This window comes from Levilactobacillus lanxiensis (assembly GCF_016861655.1).
Classification (GTDB): Bacteria; Bacillota; Bacilli; order Lactobacillales; family Lactobacillaceae; genus Levilactobacillus; species Levilactobacillus lanxiensis.
Window position 1 is genome coordinate 409207 of the sequence record NZ_BOLN01000001.1, and the last position, 15482, is coordinate 424688.

Consider the following 15482-nt stretch of genomic DNA (forward strand, 5'->3'; position numbering starts at 1 on the left):
CTGCCGTTAATTGGTCATGGTCACAATCATTTAGCAGGATACCTACTACAGTTGTAGTATAACATACTGTCAGTGAAGCGTTTTCAGTTTCCGGACAAACTTAATCTTCAGGCACCAAAAAGGCCGACTTCTCGCAAAAAGTCGACCTTTGTTCGTTGGTTCTAACACCTAACTAACCTTATTTATTCTCCGCCAACTGACGGTTGAATTGACACTTCAACGCCGCCAGTTTAACTTCGATGACTTCATTTTGATTGATGCGGGTGAAGGCCAGCGTCTCATCCATGAGGCGTTGAATCGTCGCCGGTTGTTTGCCCTGGTTGACCGCGTTTTGCGTGGCCAGGAACTTCAGGCGGGGCAGGTAATACGTGACCCGCTCGTCGGAACACAGCTGCACGCCGGTGTCAATCAGTTGATTGCTCAGCCGATACTTTTCCTGGCCCGCATAGAATTCCGCCGTGAAGAAGATCAGCGTCAGCATCCGCAGGTAATACCGGTTGGGTTCATCCAGATGGTCGTCCGGGTGGTACGCCTTGATGTGCTGATAGACCTTGTCAAAGTAGAAGTCCGCCTGCTGGGTCTCCTGGTGCCGCGCGTACATGATGCCCGACCCCAGAAAGGCGAGCTGGGTAAAAATCGTTTGGTGACGTTCGTCCAGGTCATTTAAAATCTGGGCGAAGTCGAAGAGAATCTTGTCCGGTTGTTGATTGACCAGCGCATTCACACACCCACGCAGGTAACAGAACTGCATCTTTACGTTGATCTCATCAATTTGGTTGGGCTTGAATTTCGCCAACCGTTTCAAAACGCACTGATAATTCTCCATCATCAGTTCCTTTTCAATATTGTCCAGGTCGTGCCGCAACTGCACCGCAGTCTCCGCACTTTCCTGGTAGAGGTCATCCACCGTGAGCCCCAAGCGCACGCAAAGCTTGCTGAGAATCGACAGCGACGGAACGCGGTTATTATTTTCAAATTTACTGAGCGTCGCCTGCGTGCAAATTCCCGTACACAGCTTGACCTGCGAAATCTTGAGGGCCTTGCGGCGAGCCACAAAGATGCCAATATTCATATCAACTCACCCTATTCATGAATGCCTAAAGCTACCTTGGCGTAGCGGGTCATCATGCCCATGTTCCACGCCGGTTCCCAAATCAACTTAATGTCACAGTGTTCGATGCCTTCGACGGCCGTGACCACCTGAATAATCGCTGCATCCAGCGCGTTACTCAGCGGACAGCCCATCGTGGTCAATGTCATGTCGACCTCACAGGAATCGCCATCGACGTGCACGCCGTAGATCAAGCCTAGGTTGACCAAATCAATGCCCAATTCTGGGTCGATCACCATTTCCAAGGCCTGCATGACGCTGACCTCAGCCGGTGACAGTTGTTTTGCTTCATCCATCTGTGTTGAACCTCCTTTGCTTGAGCTCCGGCCTAGCCGATAGCTCCTTCCATTTCAAAACTGATCAAGCGGTTCAATTCGACCGCGTATTCCATTGGCAATTGCTTGGTGAAGGGTTCCACGAAGCCCATGACGATCATTTCCGTCGCCTTGGCTTCTGAAATCCCCCGACTCATCAGGTAGTACAGTTGCTCCTCAGAAATCTTCGAGACCTTGGCTTCGTGTTCCATGGAAACGTTGGCATTAGAAATTTCATTGTACGGAATCGTATCGGACGAGGACTGGTCATCCATGATGATCGTGTCACATTCCACGTGCGCCTTGGACCCATCGGAGTGGCGGCCGAAGCGCACCGTCCCGCGGTAATCGGTCGAGCCACCGGTCTTCGAAATGGACTTGGACACGATGGTACTGGACGTATTCTTGGCGTTGTGAATCATCCGCGCACCGGAGTCCTGGTGAATGTTGTTGCTGGCAACGGCGATGGATAACATGGTCCCGCGAGCACCCTCACCGTTCAGGTAAACGGATGGGTATTTCATGGTGACCTTGGAGCCTAAGTTACCGTCGACCCATTCCATCGTGGCGTTCTCAGCAGCGGCAGCCCGCTTAGTTTCCAGGCTGTAGACGTTGTTCGACCAGTTTTGAATGGTGGTGTAGCGGCAGTAAGCATCCTTTTCCACGTTCACTTCAACGACCGCGGCGTGCAGGCTATCCGACGAGTAGTTCGGGGCGGTACAGCCTTCCACGTAATCCACGCGAGCGCCGGGTTCAACGATGATCAAGGTCCGTTCAAATTGCCCGGAATTTTCGGAGTTCAACCGGAAGTAGGACTGGATTGGCGTCTTCGTTTGCACACCCTTGGGCACGTAAATGAAGGAGCCACCGGACCAAACGGCCGCATTCAAAGCGGCAAACTTGTTGTCGGTTGGCTTGACCAATTTGCCAAACCACTTCTTGAACAGCTCGGGGTATTCCCGCAAGGCCGTGTCGGTATCGGTAAAGATGATGCCGAGCTTGGCGAAGTCGTCACGCATGTTGTGGTAGACCACTTCTGATTCGTACTGGGCTGAGGAGCCGGCCAGGTATTGGCGTTCGGCCTCGGGAACCCCTAACCGATCGAAGGTCTTCTTCAAGTCAGCGGGCACATCGTCCCAGTCCCGGTACTTCTTGTCGGTCATCTTTTGGTAGTACAGCATATCTTTCAAATCCAAGCCGGACAGGTCTGGCCCGTATTTAGGCATCGGCAATTTCTTGTAGATCTCGTAAGCCTTCAGCCGGTAATCCAGCATCCACTTGGGTTCCTTCTTGGCAGCGGAAATGTCCCGCACGGTCTGTTCCGTCAGGCCCCGGCCCGTAGAATAGGCGGGCTTGATATCATCGTGGAATCCGAATTCATAGTCCTTATCATCGACCACTTCTTCTGGCATGTCTGACATTATGCTTCCTCCTCATCTGTGGGCGCGTCTTCTTCAAGTAATGCCCGTTGTAAGGCCCACCAAGCTAGCGTTGCGCACTTGATACGAGCCGGAAAACTCATGATACTGGATAAAATGGCGGCATCCCCTAATTCATCAAGGTCTGCTTGCGGATGCTCCGTGCCCATGACCATGTCGGAAAAGGTCTTGGCCATGCGCAGCGCGGTTTCTTTGTCCTTGCCCATGACGGCGTCGGTCATCATGCTGGCGGACGACTGGCTAATGGTACAGCCGTCGCCGCTGAAGCCGATGTCCGCGATTTGATCTTGATCATCCAATTTAATGGAAAGATTGATCACGTCACCACAAGTGGGATTTTTTAAGGTAATCGTATTCGTACTCGTCTGTAAATCGTGTTTGTGACGCGGATGATCCGCGTGATCCAGGATAACTTCCCGGTATAAACTGTTAAGCTTTGACAGCCCCATGGTTGAAGAACTCCTTTGTTTCGGCCAGGGCGACTAACAACCGGTCAGCGTCCTGCTGGGTATTGTAGAGATAGAAGCTAGCCCGGGCGGTCGCAACCAACCCGAGGTACGTCATCAACGGCTGTGCACAGTGGTGTCCGGCCCGAACGGCCACACCCTCCATGTCCAGCGCCGTGGCGATGTCGTGGGGGTGAATGCCCTTTACGTTAAAGGCAATCACACCGGTATGTTTAGCGGGATCGTGGGGACCGTAAACCTCGAGGTCGGGGTCCGCCACTAATTTCGGTAATAAGTAATCGACAATGGCTTGTTCGTGGGCTTCGACGTTGGTCATGCCCACACTCGTCAAGTAATCCACCGCGGTGCCTAAGCCCACGGCGCCGGCGATGTTTTGCGTGCCGGCTTCAAATTTGTAGGGCAACTGCGCCCAGGTACTGTCCTGCTGGTGCACGAAGTCAATCATTTCTCCACCGTATTGGTAAGGTGGCATGGCTTCGAGCAACGCCCGTTTGCCATACAGGGCCCCAATCCCGGTTGGGCCCATCATCTTGTGACCGGAGAACGCGTAGAAATCCACGTCCAAGGCTTGAACATCGACCGGCACATGTGGGGCGGCTTGGGCCCCGTCACCCACGATGATGGCGCCGTGTTGGTGGGCCAACTTTGCCAGCTCGGCCAACGGGTTAATCACGCCCATCACGTTGCTAGCGTGGGCAATGGCCACAATCTTGGTCTTGTCGGTAATCTTGGCGGCGGCATCGGCCATGTCGAGCTCGCCATCGGCCGTCAAACCAATGTACTTCAGCGTGGCGTGCTTCTTGATGGCCAGCTGTTGCCAAGGAATCAGGTTGCTGTGATGCTCCATGATGGAAATCACGATTTCATCGCCCGCCTGAATGTTAGCCTCGCCATAGGTGCTGGCGACCAGGTTCAGGCCATCGGTCGTGCCTTTGGTGAAGATCACTTCTTCGGGTTCGGCGGCGTTGATAAATTTTTGGACCTTCCGCCGCGCATTTTCATAGTCTTCCGTGGCGCGTTCGGCTAACGTGTGGACGCCCCGATGAACGTTGGCGTTGTCCGTTTGGTAGAAGTGAACCAGGCTATCGGTAACTGCCGTGGGGCGTTGGGCCGTCGCGGCATTGTCCAAATAAACCAGTTGTTCATCGTTTACTTTTTGATCCAGGATTGGAAAATCTTGGCGTACATCTAAATTTTTAGCGACCATTTTCAAGTTTCCTTTCAATGATATCAACCAACTGGCTCCGAACGGCCTTGGCCGGAATCGCGCTCAAGACGGCCCCCAGGAAGCCCCGGATAACCAAGCGCTCCGCGGTCTCCCGCCGGATGCCACGACTCATCAAGTAGTAGAGTTGTTGTTCGTCAACCTGCCCCACACTAGCGGCGTGGCCGGCCATGACATCATTTTCATCGATCAAGAGAATCGGGTTGGCGTTCCCGTGAGCGTTGCTAGACATCATCAGTAACCGGTTTTCCTGTTCGGCTTCGGAGCCGGCAGCGCCGTGAATGATATCGCCGATTCCGTTGTAAACCAGTTCGGAATCTTCCAGGATGACCCCGCGTTGCAGGATATTCCCGTTGGTGTGCTTCCCGCGGTTAGTAATCTTGGTGTTCACACCCATCCGTTGGTCGTGGTCGGTAATAGCAATGACCTTGGCATCTGCGCGGGAACCGACACCGTTCAATTCGGTATCGAAGTTCCCAATCGTATTGCCTTCGTTCATGAAGCCGACCGCCCAGTTAACGGACGCATTGTCGGCGGCGTAGGCCCGACGTTCCACGTAGGCCATCGTCTTGCGTCCCAGTTCATCCAACGTGGCGACCGTGACGTGACTGTTCTCATCGGCAATAACTTCCATCAAGCAGTTGGCCAAGTTCGCGTTTTCCCCGACCGTGGTCAGGTGTTGGCTGACGGAGACTTCCGTGTTGCGGCCGGCAACGACCAGCACGTGCGAGTTCAACGGTTGATCCAACGTGTTGTCTTGAATCAATTGGATGTCGATGGGTTCACTGATAACAACATTGTTTGGCACGTAGAGGAAGACCCCGGCGTTCAAGTAAGCCGTGTGGTAGCTGGCCAAGCGGTTCTCATTGGACTTCATCGCCTTGGTCATAAAGGCTTCCTGAACCAAGTCCGGGTAGTCCTTGACCGCCGTGAAGAAGTCGGTCAGCACCACGCCTTGTTCCTGGAGCTTCTCTGGTAAATTGACCCGCACCGTGGTCTGGCCAACCTGCACGATTTGAACGGGCCCGTCAGCGACTTGTGCGAGGTCCCGTTTGGAATCGGCCCACTGCAGGTTACCGGGCATTAATTCCCAGTCACGGTAGTTGAACCGTTGGACCAGTGGCATCGGTAAGTCGGCCATTTGGTCTAGCGCTGCCAACCGCTTGTTGATCAGCCAGCTAGGTTCATTGTGTTGCTGGGCAGCAGCTTGAACAGCCGTTGCCGCTTGAGTTTGCGTTTGCATGGTATCCAATCTTGCCACCCCCTAGTTTTCATCCACGAGTGCCACGTCAATGTCCAAGTCGTCCCGCAAACCGGCGTAGCCTTCCTTTTCCAACCGCTTAGCCAATGACGCATCCCCGGTCTTAACGATGCGGCCACCCATCATGATGTGGACCACGTCAGGCACGATGTAGTTCAACAGGCGTTGGTAGTGGGTGATGATCATGGAACCGAAGTTGTCGCCACGCATGGCGTTGACCCCTTTGGAAACGACCTTCAGCGCATCGATGTCCAGCCCGGAATCAATTTCATCCAGCAGGGCAAAGGATGGTTGAATCATTAAGAGTTGGAGAATTTCGTTCCGTTTCTTTTCCCCGCCTGAGAAGCCTTCGTTCAAGTAACGTTCTGTCATGGCTTCACTCATGTCCAGAATGGCTAAGTTCTTATCTAACATCTTTAAGAAATCCATGACGGAAATCTGGTCGTCCTTAGCCCGCCGAGCGTTAACAGCGGCGCGCAGGAATTCAGCGTTCGTGACCCCTTGGATTTCAGCGGGGTATTGCATGCCTAAGAACAAGCCTTTACGCGCCCGTTCATCAACTGGCATGTCCACGATGCTCTCGCCGTTCAAGAGAATATCACCTTGGGTAACGTGGTAAGATGGCTGGCCCATGATCGTTTGGGACAACGTTGATTTCCCGGTACCGTTAGGCCCCATGATGGCGTGGATTTCACCAGTCTTCATGGTTAAGTTAACCCCTTTTAAGATTTCCTTAGCCGTTTGATTTTCTTCATCGGTCACTTCAACGTGTAAGTCTTTAATTTCTAGTGTTGCCATTATCCATCAACCTCCGTTAGTTATGAAATTCACTGTTGTGGCGTTTTTCATTGCGGTCTTGTGCAGTTTTCACAAATTATGCCCGCATATTCCGGAAAGTGTGCAATTTTATGCCTGGGGCTATTCCGCTTTAGACCGCCCTTTGTAAGCGCTTGACATTATTATAGGCAGAATATTCCTGGAATAATATTAGGCATTTCCCTAATATATGTGAAAGTGCTTACATGGTAAGCTAGACCCATCAAATGCATTAACCTGCTCTTGGTGTCTGGGTCAAACGTCTTTTAACAGCGCCTCCGGACTGGTGAAAATGGGCCGGTCCGTGCTGAACGTTCCCGCCGGTGGCCTCAAGACGCCCTGCTGTGGGGACCGGCTCCAGCCTGAGAAGCGGTCTGGGGCCTCGCCTTGAAACCTCGCTAAAAACCGCGAGTTTCCAAGGTCGTCCCGTGCTCTAAGCTGAGAAAATCACTCAGCTAAGACCACCGACACAGCTGGTCATCTTGGCCCACCTCTGGTCACTCACACGGCGCGCATTTTCACCAGCCCTGCGGCTAAGACTTGTTTGGCCCGTCACCAAGGCGGTTCATGCAGTTGATGAGTAGCTGACCATGCCATTGGTTGGTTGTGCTACTTCTTCTATCACTTAATCATTATTCTGGCTGTGCGCCTCTATCACATAATTTGATGGCAACTTAGCCACTGCTTAATCTCGTGCGCAGCTGCTTACTTGAATAATGCAAACATAAGCTTGCTGATTAAACCTGTCTCACCTATATGATTGCGGGAGAACCAGTGGCAACCAAATGACACGCAAACTGGTGCTGGTTAAACCAACGTCAGCCGCAGGCAGGGTGAAAATGGCTTCAGCCGTGGGAATGTTCTTAGCCGCGCTCTTTGCGGGTTAGAACATTGGTGTCTTTGAAACTCGCTCCTCAGAGGTTCAAAGCATCCCGGAGACCGCCCTTTGGCTCTGGCACGTTCCGAGCCATTTTCAGCTTGCTGAAGGCGAAATCACTGGCACACCAGTATCAAACCGGTGCTGGTTAAACCAACGTCAGCCGCAGGCAGGGTGAAAATGAGCTCAGCCGTGGGAGTTCCCTTAGCGGTTTACCGCTTAGGGAACTGATATCTTTGAGACTCGCTCCTTGAGGCTCAAAGTAAGTCTGAAGACCGCTTCCCAGGCTTCAGGCGGCGCCCACAGCGTCACGACTCAGTTTTCACCCTGCCGGAGGCGAAACCAACGACAATATTTAACCAGCAAAACCTGTTTAAAGACTTAATTTGAAAGGCCTGATGATAATGCAACTCCGTTATTCAGAATCAGCCTATCCAATCGTAACTGTCGAACAGATGGCGACCCTTGATGGCCAGACCGCTCACCGACTACATAACCTCGGCATTCACCCTGGCAGCCAGCTGACCGTGCTCCGGCAATATCCGTTTCACGGCCCCGTCATCGTTGAATTCGATCAGCAGAAAGTTGGGATTCGCTACGTCGTTTTCGAAGCACTCTTAGGGGGGCACTAGCATGACAACCGTTGCCCTCTTAGGAAATCCAAATACTGGCAAGACCACGCTATTTAACGAACTGACCGATAAATATGCCTACGTTGGTAATTGGGAAGGGGTCACCGTTGACAAGAAGATGGGGAAGATTCGCCACTCTGAAATGGTGGTGGTCGACCTCCCCGGCATCTATTCCCTCACGCCAATCACCAAGGACGAGGCCGTCGCCTGCAACTATTTGCTAAACGACTCGCCCGACATGATTTTAAACGTCACCAACGCCAGTCAGCTGAAACGCAACCTGCTGCTCTCTATTGAGCTGTTGGAATTCGGCCGCCCGGTGGTGCTCGCCTTAAACATGATTGATGATTTGAAAACAAACGGGGTCACCTACGACTTCGACGAACTGGCTAAACGCTTGGGCTGTCAGGTCCGCGCCACCAACGCTCGGAAGAAATCGGGACTGGATCAACTCCGCCAAGAACTGTTGGCCACGCCGCCGGAAACGACCGCGCCCCTGCACTTGGCCTATCCCGCTGCGGTTCAGGACGCCATCGCCACGGCCACGCAACAGCTGGTCGCCGACGATCAATTGACGCCGACCTTTGCCAACTGGCTAGCGATTCAGTTCATGAACCGTAACCAAATCGTCCGCCGCTACGCCAGCAAGCACCAATTGAACCCTCTCCTGACCCAGCAGGACGCTTACGACAAACAAGACTTTGAGGAACAAATCTTCCAAACGCGACTGGCCTTCATTGATGAAACGCTGACGGCCACGACCAAGTATCTGCACGAGGTCTCCAATGCCAATTTGACGGCGAAGATTGACCGCATCGTCACCCATCCCCTGTTGGGGCTCCCCATTTTCGTGGGTATATTCCTGTTAATGTTCAAGCTATCCTTCGATTGGATTGGAACGCCGCTGTCGGACGTGATGGACGCCTTTATCTCCGGGCCACTGTCCGCGACCGCCAGTCACTTTCTGACCAGCGTTGGGGCCATGCCGTTTCTGAAATCCCTAATCGTTGACGGCATTATCGCCGGCGTTGGGGGCGTGCTCAGCTTCATTCCTCAGATTTTCGTGTTGTTCGCGTGCATTTCCATTCTGGAAGATTCCGGCTACATGGCCCGCGCCGCGCTAGTGACCGACCGGCTGATGCAGCTGATTGGGCTCAACGGTAAAGCCTTCATTCCGCTGATTATCGGCTTCGGCTGTAACGTCACGGGGATCATGGCCGCGCGCACGATTGAGCAACCCAAGGAACGGCTGGTCACCACGCTGATCTCGCCATTTATGAGTTGTTCGGCCCGGCTCCCCATCTATGGGCTGTTCGTTGCCGCCTTCTTCGACCGGAACCAGGCGCTGATCGTGCTCTCCCTCTATTTCCTGGGGATTGCGCTGGCGCTGTTTATGGCCAAGATTTATCAGTGGGTGTTTAAAGTTAAAGAAAATTCCGTCTTCATTATTGAATTGCCCAAGTACCACATGCCCCGGCCGGACATCATCGCCATGGGCACCTGGGAAAAGGGCAAGGGCTTCATCCGCAAGGCCGGCACCGTCATTTTTGGCGGCACCGTGCTCATCTGGCTGCTGTCCAACCTGGGACCAGCCGGCATGGTGACCAACATCGACCAGAGTTTCTCCGCCATGATTGGCCGCTTCGTCCTGCCCGTCTTCGCCCCTATCGGCATCACCTCGTGGCAAACGATCAGCGCGCTGATGACCGGGATTCTGGCCAAGGAAGTCATCAGTTCCAGCATGATCGTGCTCTTCCATTTGAGCGGGCAAACCGGTTTGATTGCCACCTTCAGTTCCCTGTTCACCCCGTTGTCTGCCTACGCCGTCCTGGTCTTCATCCTGATTTACGCACCGTGCTTTGCCACCTTGGCGACCATCAAGGCCGAAACCAATTCGACCAAGTGGGCCGTTTATTCCGTGGTCTCCAACACGGTGATCGCCTACCTGGTCGCGATGATTATCTTCCAGGTCGGGTCGCTATTCATTTAAAAAGGAGCGCTTGTCCATGTCAATCCTGATTAATAGCGTTATTGTTATTGCCATCATTGGTGGCGCTGGGTTCGTGTTGTACCGGCATTTGAAAAAGTCCAGCCAGGGCAGCTGTCCGGCGTGCGAATACGATTGCCCCGCCAAACAACAACTGAAAAAGCACTAAGCTGAAAAACACGTGTCGTAATGCGCTACGCCGGCGGGCGACCGGTGCTCCCAGCCTATGGGGACCGCCCGAAGCCTGAGAAGCGGTCTTCGCGCTAGAGCCTCAAAGTACAGAGTCTCCAGCACGTCCAGTGGCGTAAGCCGACCCAGAACGTCGACAAACGCCACGAACACAGGATTCCGCACCGGTCGCCCGCCAGCTACGCTAACCCTAGTTTTTCGGTTGCGCCTTTTCATTGTTGGCGGTCAGCGCATTTGTGCTACTGTTATCATTACTTAATTCGTCTTCCTCCAAATAGTTATAGGTCGTGATTCCTAATCAAATGGAATTACGACCTATTTTTTTGATTATCCTCTGCGTGTAAGCGTTTCAAATCAAAAATCGGCAATTTTTTAATAAACAGCGACGGTTGGACCCGTACAAATCAAAAAATCAGCCTTTTTTCAATAAACATCAACGGTTAACACCCGCGTAAATCAAAATCAACCGTTTTTCCATTAATGCTACGATTAAGCTGATACCCTATTAGGTGACATTCTCCCAGATAGCAAAAGATCGTGACCCTTAGTTTTAGGGAATCACGACCTTTTCTGTTAGTAATCAACATTCACGTAAAGTGTCTGTTCACGCAGTCAGTCTAGAAAACTGCCGAACTAGCAAACACTTTGCGACCGGGCTAAATCTACGTCAGCCGCAGAGATGGTGAAAATGAGTTCAGCCGTGGGAGTGGCCTTAGCGGTTTCACCGCTTAGACCACTGATATCTTTGAGACGTGATTTTCGGCTCAAAGTAAGCCTGGAGACCGCTCCTTGACTCCAGGCGTGCGCCCACAGCGTCACGACTCATTTTCACCATCTCGGAGGCGACCATTTAGCCGTTGGAGCTGTTGCTGGTAGTTCAGGAATAGACCGGTAAACTTGCCGTCGCTGGCCGGGTCCCACGGCTTGGGCGTCCCGCAGTAATGCAGAATCACCGTATTGGCCATCACCCAGTGAATCTCGTGCTGATTCAGGCTGCGCGTCTGGTACATCAGGTATTTACGCGTGTCGTAGTTCCAGATTTCCTCGGAAATTTCCAAAATATCCGGCCCGTACAGGAAGTTCAAGATATCCTGATCCGGTAAAATTAACTCGCTTTCATATTTCTCAATTGTCTGCGTGATGTCGCTCAGCTTAATCTTGGTCCGCGCTTGGTCCAAATCAATGACCAGCACACCCGAGTTGAAATAGCTGGTCGTCGTGCCCAGCCGCAACTGATTGACGCTGTCCATAAGATTGGTCACGCCGCGGTGAACGGCGGCCGCTAACATGTGACCCGCTAAATCTAGCGTCCATAATGGCCGTAAATTGTTAATCACCAACAAGTCCGGGTCCAAATAAATGACCCGCTTCACTGATTTCGGCAAAATCTGTCCGCTCAAGAGGCGGAAATACATTTCCCGTGGATACCGTTTGATCAAGGGAACGCCAGCCGTGAAGTCCGCCGTCACCCGTTCGGCGCTCAACTCCCAGCCAAACGCCGTGGTCAGTCGCCGCACAGACGCCACCTCATCAGGCGTCAGACTGGCATGCACCAGCCACAAATGCATGCGTTCCCCAGGATTATTGGCGTGCGCCGAATACAACATAACTTTCAACGGCTCCAAGTATCCAGAATTGAGTGTGACCAGCAAATTAATTTCATCAGACAAAGCTTCCACCGACTTCCGTTTGATTTGGTTGATTCTATCTCCATTAAATCACGTTTACTGCCTATTTTTGATTCCGACGACTTACAAGTTACACCACAATCTGTGGTCGTAATTTATGACGCATAATTTTGCTCGGAACCCACCCACCATCAATACCCGAGGCACAATTTTGCTTGAGACCCGCTCCACCCCAGCCGTGAGGGCGACAAAAAATGGGTTCAGCCGTGGGATTTACTGAGCGGTCAGCTCAGTAAATGGCGACTTTGAAACTCGGGCTGTGAGGTTCAAAGCGAGGTCGAAGACCGCTTCTCAGGCTTCGGCCGTCCTGCCCACCGCGTTCCGACCCATTTTTTGTCGCCCGGTAGGCGCTGACAACGACCATCCCCCAGTCCCAAGCACAATTATGCCATCTGAGGGATTGGGGCGCATATTGGCGGGAATAATTCGCCGCCAGTATTTTATGCCAAAATCACATGGAAAAGTTTCGCCCCAGCACCATTAATTACCGCAATCGCTGGTAATTCACGTTTTCGCAAGGTTTTCGCCACCCCAACTATTAGGCAAAACCCTCAATTATGCCAAATGACAGGTGTTTTTTCTATATACAAATGTATATAGAAACCGCTCCCAAACGCGAATATCGGCCAGAATTCCCGGGAATTTTTTACCGTCACCCCTGGACATGGTATTCTCTAGTTGTTCAAGGCACGTGAAAGAAATAACAAGGTACATAACCAGACTTATACCGACCGTCACGCGCCTCATCATTATAGCAATCAACCAAATCAAAAAAAGATAGTGAGGGTATCAGCATGACTAAAAAATACGAAACAGAAGCCCCAGGATACACTATGACTACGGTGATGGAAGAAGCAGCTCGTTGCTTGCTCTGCCATGACGCACCATGTTCCAAGGCCTGCCCCGCTGACACTGATCCAGCACGTTTCATCCGCAGCGTGCGCTTCAACAACGTTAAGGGTGCTGCCGAAACCATTCGGGAAAACAACGCCTTGGGTGCCATTTGTGCCCGGGTTTGCCCAACTGAAAAGTACTGTGAACTGGCTTGCTCACGGACTGGCATTGACTGCCCTATCGATATCGGTGGGATTCAACGTTACGTCACCGACTTCGAACAAGCTGCCAAGATGGACATCCTGAAGCAAGGCAAGTCCAACGGCAAGCACATTGCCATCGTTGGTAGCGGCCCTGCTGGCTTGCAAGTTGCCACGACCATGTTGACCAAGGGTTACGCCGTTGACATTTACGAAAAGAATGAAAAGGCCGGCGGTTACTTAACCTACGGCATCCCAGAATACCGTTTACCAAACGATATCGTGGAATACGAAATCAAGCGGATCATCAACTTAGGTGCTAACATTCACTACAACACCACGGTTGGCGATGACATCATGATGGACGACTTAAAGGCCAACAATGACGCCGTTGTCGTTGCCGTTGGTGCTAGCGAAAGTAAAGTTCTTCCTATGTTCGCTGACAACGAAAACGTTGAAACGGCCGTTGGCTTCCTGGCTCGCGTTAAAGAAGCCAAGGGGAACATCACCGACTTACCTGAAAACGCCGTTGTTATCGGTGGTGGGGACGTTGCGATGGATGTTGCCACAACCTTACGCCGCTTAGACGTGAAGAACGTGACCGACATGGCTTACGAAGAATTTGACGAATTCAAAGCTTCCAAGAAGGAACTCAAAGGCACCCGCGAAGCCGGCGTTACTATCGTTGATGGCTACGTCCCAACTGCTGTAAACGGCAATGAAGTCACCTTCAAGCACCGTCACATCGACAGCGAAATGACCATCAAGTCCAACAAGATCATCCTCGCCGTTGGGCAACGGGTTAACGCTGCTAACCTGAACATCACCATCGACAAGCACGAAGAAGTTCCTTACGCTGGTTACGGCACTGCCGATCCAAAGGTCTTCGTTACTGGTGATATCGCTCAAGGCGACAAGACCGTTGTCTGGGCCGTTCGTAAAGGTAAAGAAGTCGCAGAACAAATTGACAAAATGATTATGGGTTCCACTAAAGAAGCAGACTTGGTAGGAGGTAACGAATAATGATTAAAAAAGACTTATCCGTAGATTTCTTAGGCGTACATTTTGAGAATCCTTTCCTCCTATCCTCTTCTCCCGTAGGCAACTGTTACGAAATGTGTGCCAAAGCCTTTGATGAAGGCTGGGCCGGCGTTGCCTTCAAGACGATTGGACCAAAGCACTTTAAAGTTGACGAAGTTTCGCCACGGTTTGATGAATTAACCAAGGAAGGCACCCCATTCGTTGGGTTCAAGAACATGGAACAAATTGCCGAACATCCCTTGGAACAAAACCTGCATGACTTAAAGAAGTTAAAGGAAAACTACCCAACCAAGATCATCATCGCCTCCATCATGGGGACCAACGAACAAGACTGGGAAGAATTAGCCCAATTAGTCACCGAAGCCAAAGCCGACATGATTGAAATGAACCTCTCTTGCCCACAGATGACCTCTCACGACATGGGTTCTGACGTTGGGACCAACCCTGAATTAGTTAAGAAGTACTGTGCCGCCGTTCGTCGCGGATCTGATTTACCAATCTTAGCTAAGATGACGCCAAACATCACCGACATGGTTCCTGCTGCTAAAGCCAGCATGGACGGTGGCGCTGACGGGATCGCCACAATCAACACGGTCAAGTCCATCGCCAACTTGGACATCGACCGCAAGACGGCCTTACCAACGGTTGACGGCAAGGGTTCCGTCTCCGGGTTCTCTGGGAAAGCCGTTAAGCCAATCGCCTTACGCTTCATTCAACAATTACGTGAAGCTGCCGGCATGGAACAACTGCCAATCTCTGGGATTGGTGGGATCGAAACTTGGCAAGACGCTGCTGAATTCCTCCTGTTAGGGGCAACCACCCTTCAAGTTACCACGTCCGTTATGCAATATGGTTACCGGATCGTTGAAGACATGAAGAACGGGTTAATGCACTACATGGAAGAACAAGGGATCGACCACCTGTCAGAAATCATCGGCGCTGCCAACAAGAGCATCGTGCCCGTTGACTCTCTGAACCGGGACTACAAAGTTTACCCTAAGATTGACTGGGACAAGTGTATCGGTTGTGGCCGTTGCTACATTTCCTGCTTCGATGGTGCGCACCAAGCTATCCAATGGAATGAAGAAGCTCGCCGCCCAACAGTCGATATCGATAAGTGTGTCGGCTGTCACCTGTGCAACCTGGTCTGCCCGGTTGGCGCTATCTCAACTGGTGAAGTTGTGATGAAGCCAGGTCGGGAAGGTAATCCAGAAGACATTAAGATTGAGTCACCACGCTTGACTCATTTCTAAAAAATTAAGCGCGTCACGCCTGCTTGCCGGGGGATTTAAGAAAATGATTGAACGCGGGGCGTGACGAACCCCGAATGAGGCTGGGCCAAAACGTTATGTTTGGGTTCGGCCCCATTTTGGGTTTAAACGTTTTACCTAAAGTCCTTGC

The 15482-nt window shown here is 52.0% G+C and carries 13 protein-coding genes; 5 read left to right on the top strand and 8 right to left on the bottom strand.

Features of this window, described 5'->3' with window-relative positions; all coding sequences use genetic code 11:
- Positions 1 to 178 precede the first annotated feature (178 nt).
- From JUF22_RS01745 to sufC, 7 genes are read right to left on the bottom strand one after another with little or no spacing between them, the layout of a single operon-like run.
- Positions 179 to 1072: a helix-turn-helix domain-containing protein gene (locus JUF22_RS01745; protein ID WP_203642708.1), complete on the bottom strand. Its 894-nt coding sequence runs from the start codon at positions 1070 to 1072 to the stop codon at positions 179 to 181.
- 11 nt (positions 1073 to 1083) lie between these two features.
- A complete protein-coding gene (locus JUF22_RS01750; protein WP_125764065.1) occupies positions 1084 to 1407 on the bottom strand; it encodes a metal-sulfur cluster assembly factor in 324 nt (107 codons plus the stop codon).
- A 32-nt stretch (positions 1408 to 1439) separates the two neighbouring features.
- Entirely contained in the window at positions 1440 to 2846 is a 1407-nt protein-coding gene (sufB, locus tag JUF22_RS01755; RefSeq protein ID WP_203638409.1) for a Fe-S cluster assembly protein SufB, read from the bottom strand.
- Entirely contained in the window at positions 2846 to 3313 is a 468-nt protein-coding gene (gene sufU / locus JUF22_RS01760) for a Fe-S cluster assembly sulfur transfer protein SufU (protein WP_203642709.1), read from the bottom strand. The genes sufB and sufU overlap by 1 nt, the downstream gene beginning before the upstream one ends.
- Positions 3294 to 4538 (bottom strand): cysteine desulfurase, encoded by a 1245-nt coding sequence (locus tag JUF22_RS01765; RefSeq protein WP_203642710.1) that lies wholly within the window; start codon positions 4536 to 4538, stop codon positions 3294 to 3296. The genes sufU and JUF22_RS01765 overlap by 20 nt, the downstream gene beginning before the upstream one ends.
- Positions 4528 to 5799, bottom strand: a complete 1272-nt coding sequence (gene sufD, locus JUF22_RS01770) for a Fe-S cluster assembly protein SufD (RefSeq protein WP_203642831.1) — start codon at positions 5797 to 5799, stop codon at positions 4528 to 4530. Before sufD ends, JUF22_RS01765 begins: the two co-directional genes overlap by 11 nt.
- A gap of 21 nt (positions 5800 to 5820) precedes the next feature.
- Positions 5821 to 6615 carry a Fe-S cluster assembly ATPase SufC gene (sufC, locus tag JUF22_RS01775; RefSeq protein ID WP_125764057.1) on the bottom strand — a complete coding sequence of 265 codons (795 nt, stop codon included), beginning with the start codon at positions 6613 to 6615 and terminating at the stop codon, positions 5821 to 5823.
- 1299 nt (positions 6616 to 7914) lie between these two features.
- On the opposite strand from sufC, the gene JUF22_RS01780 reads away from it, so the two are divergent.
- The 3 genes from JUF22_RS01780 to JUF22_RS01790 are packed head-to-tail and all read left to right on the top strand — an operon-like array spanning position 7915 to position 10298.
- Positions 7915 to 8142: a FeoA family protein gene (locus tag JUF22_RS01780; protein WP_203638411.1), complete on the top strand. Its 228-nt coding sequence runs from the start codon at positions 7915 to 7917 to the stop codon at positions 8140 to 8142.
- A 1-nt stretch (position 8143) separates the two neighbouring features.
- Positions 8144 to 10132: a ferrous iron transport protein B gene (feoB, locus tag JUF22_RS01785; RefSeq protein ID WP_203642711.1), complete on the top strand. Its 1989-nt coding sequence runs from the start codon at positions 8144 to 8146 to the stop codon at positions 10130 to 10132.
- A gap of 16 nt (positions 10133 to 10148) precedes the next feature.
- The gene (locus JUF22_RS01790; RefSeq protein WP_203642712.1) at positions 10149 to 10298 is read left to right on the top strand and encodes a FeoB-associated Cys-rich membrane protein; all 150 of its coding nucleotides are present in this window, start codon (positions 10149 to 10151) and stop codon (positions 10296 to 10298) included.
- An 835-nt stretch (positions 10299 to 11133) separates the two neighbouring features.
- Here JUF22_RS01790 and JUF22_RS01795 read toward each other — a convergent pair.
- Complete coding sequence (locus JUF22_RS01795; RefSeq protein WP_203642714.1) at positions 11134 to 11988, bottom strand: glycosyltransferase family 8 protein; 855 nt, start codon at positions 11986 to 11988, stop codon at positions 11134 to 11136.
- Positions 11989 to 12800: 812 nt separating this feature from the next.
- Here JUF22_RS01795 and JUF22_RS01800 point away from each other — a divergent pair.
- Entirely contained in the window at positions 12801 to 14063 is a 1263-nt protein-coding gene (locus tag JUF22_RS01800) for an FAD-dependent oxidoreductase (protein ID WP_203642715.1), read from the top strand.
- A complete protein-coding gene (gene preA, locus JUF22_RS01805; RefSeq protein WP_125764043.1) occupies positions 14063 to 15334 on the top strand; it encodes an NAD-dependent dihydropyrimidine dehydrogenase subunit PreA in 1272 nt (423 codons plus the stop codon). The genes JUF22_RS01800 and preA overlap by 1 nt, the downstream gene beginning before the upstream one ends.
- The last annotated feature ends 148 nt before the right edge of the window (positions 15335 to 15482 follow it).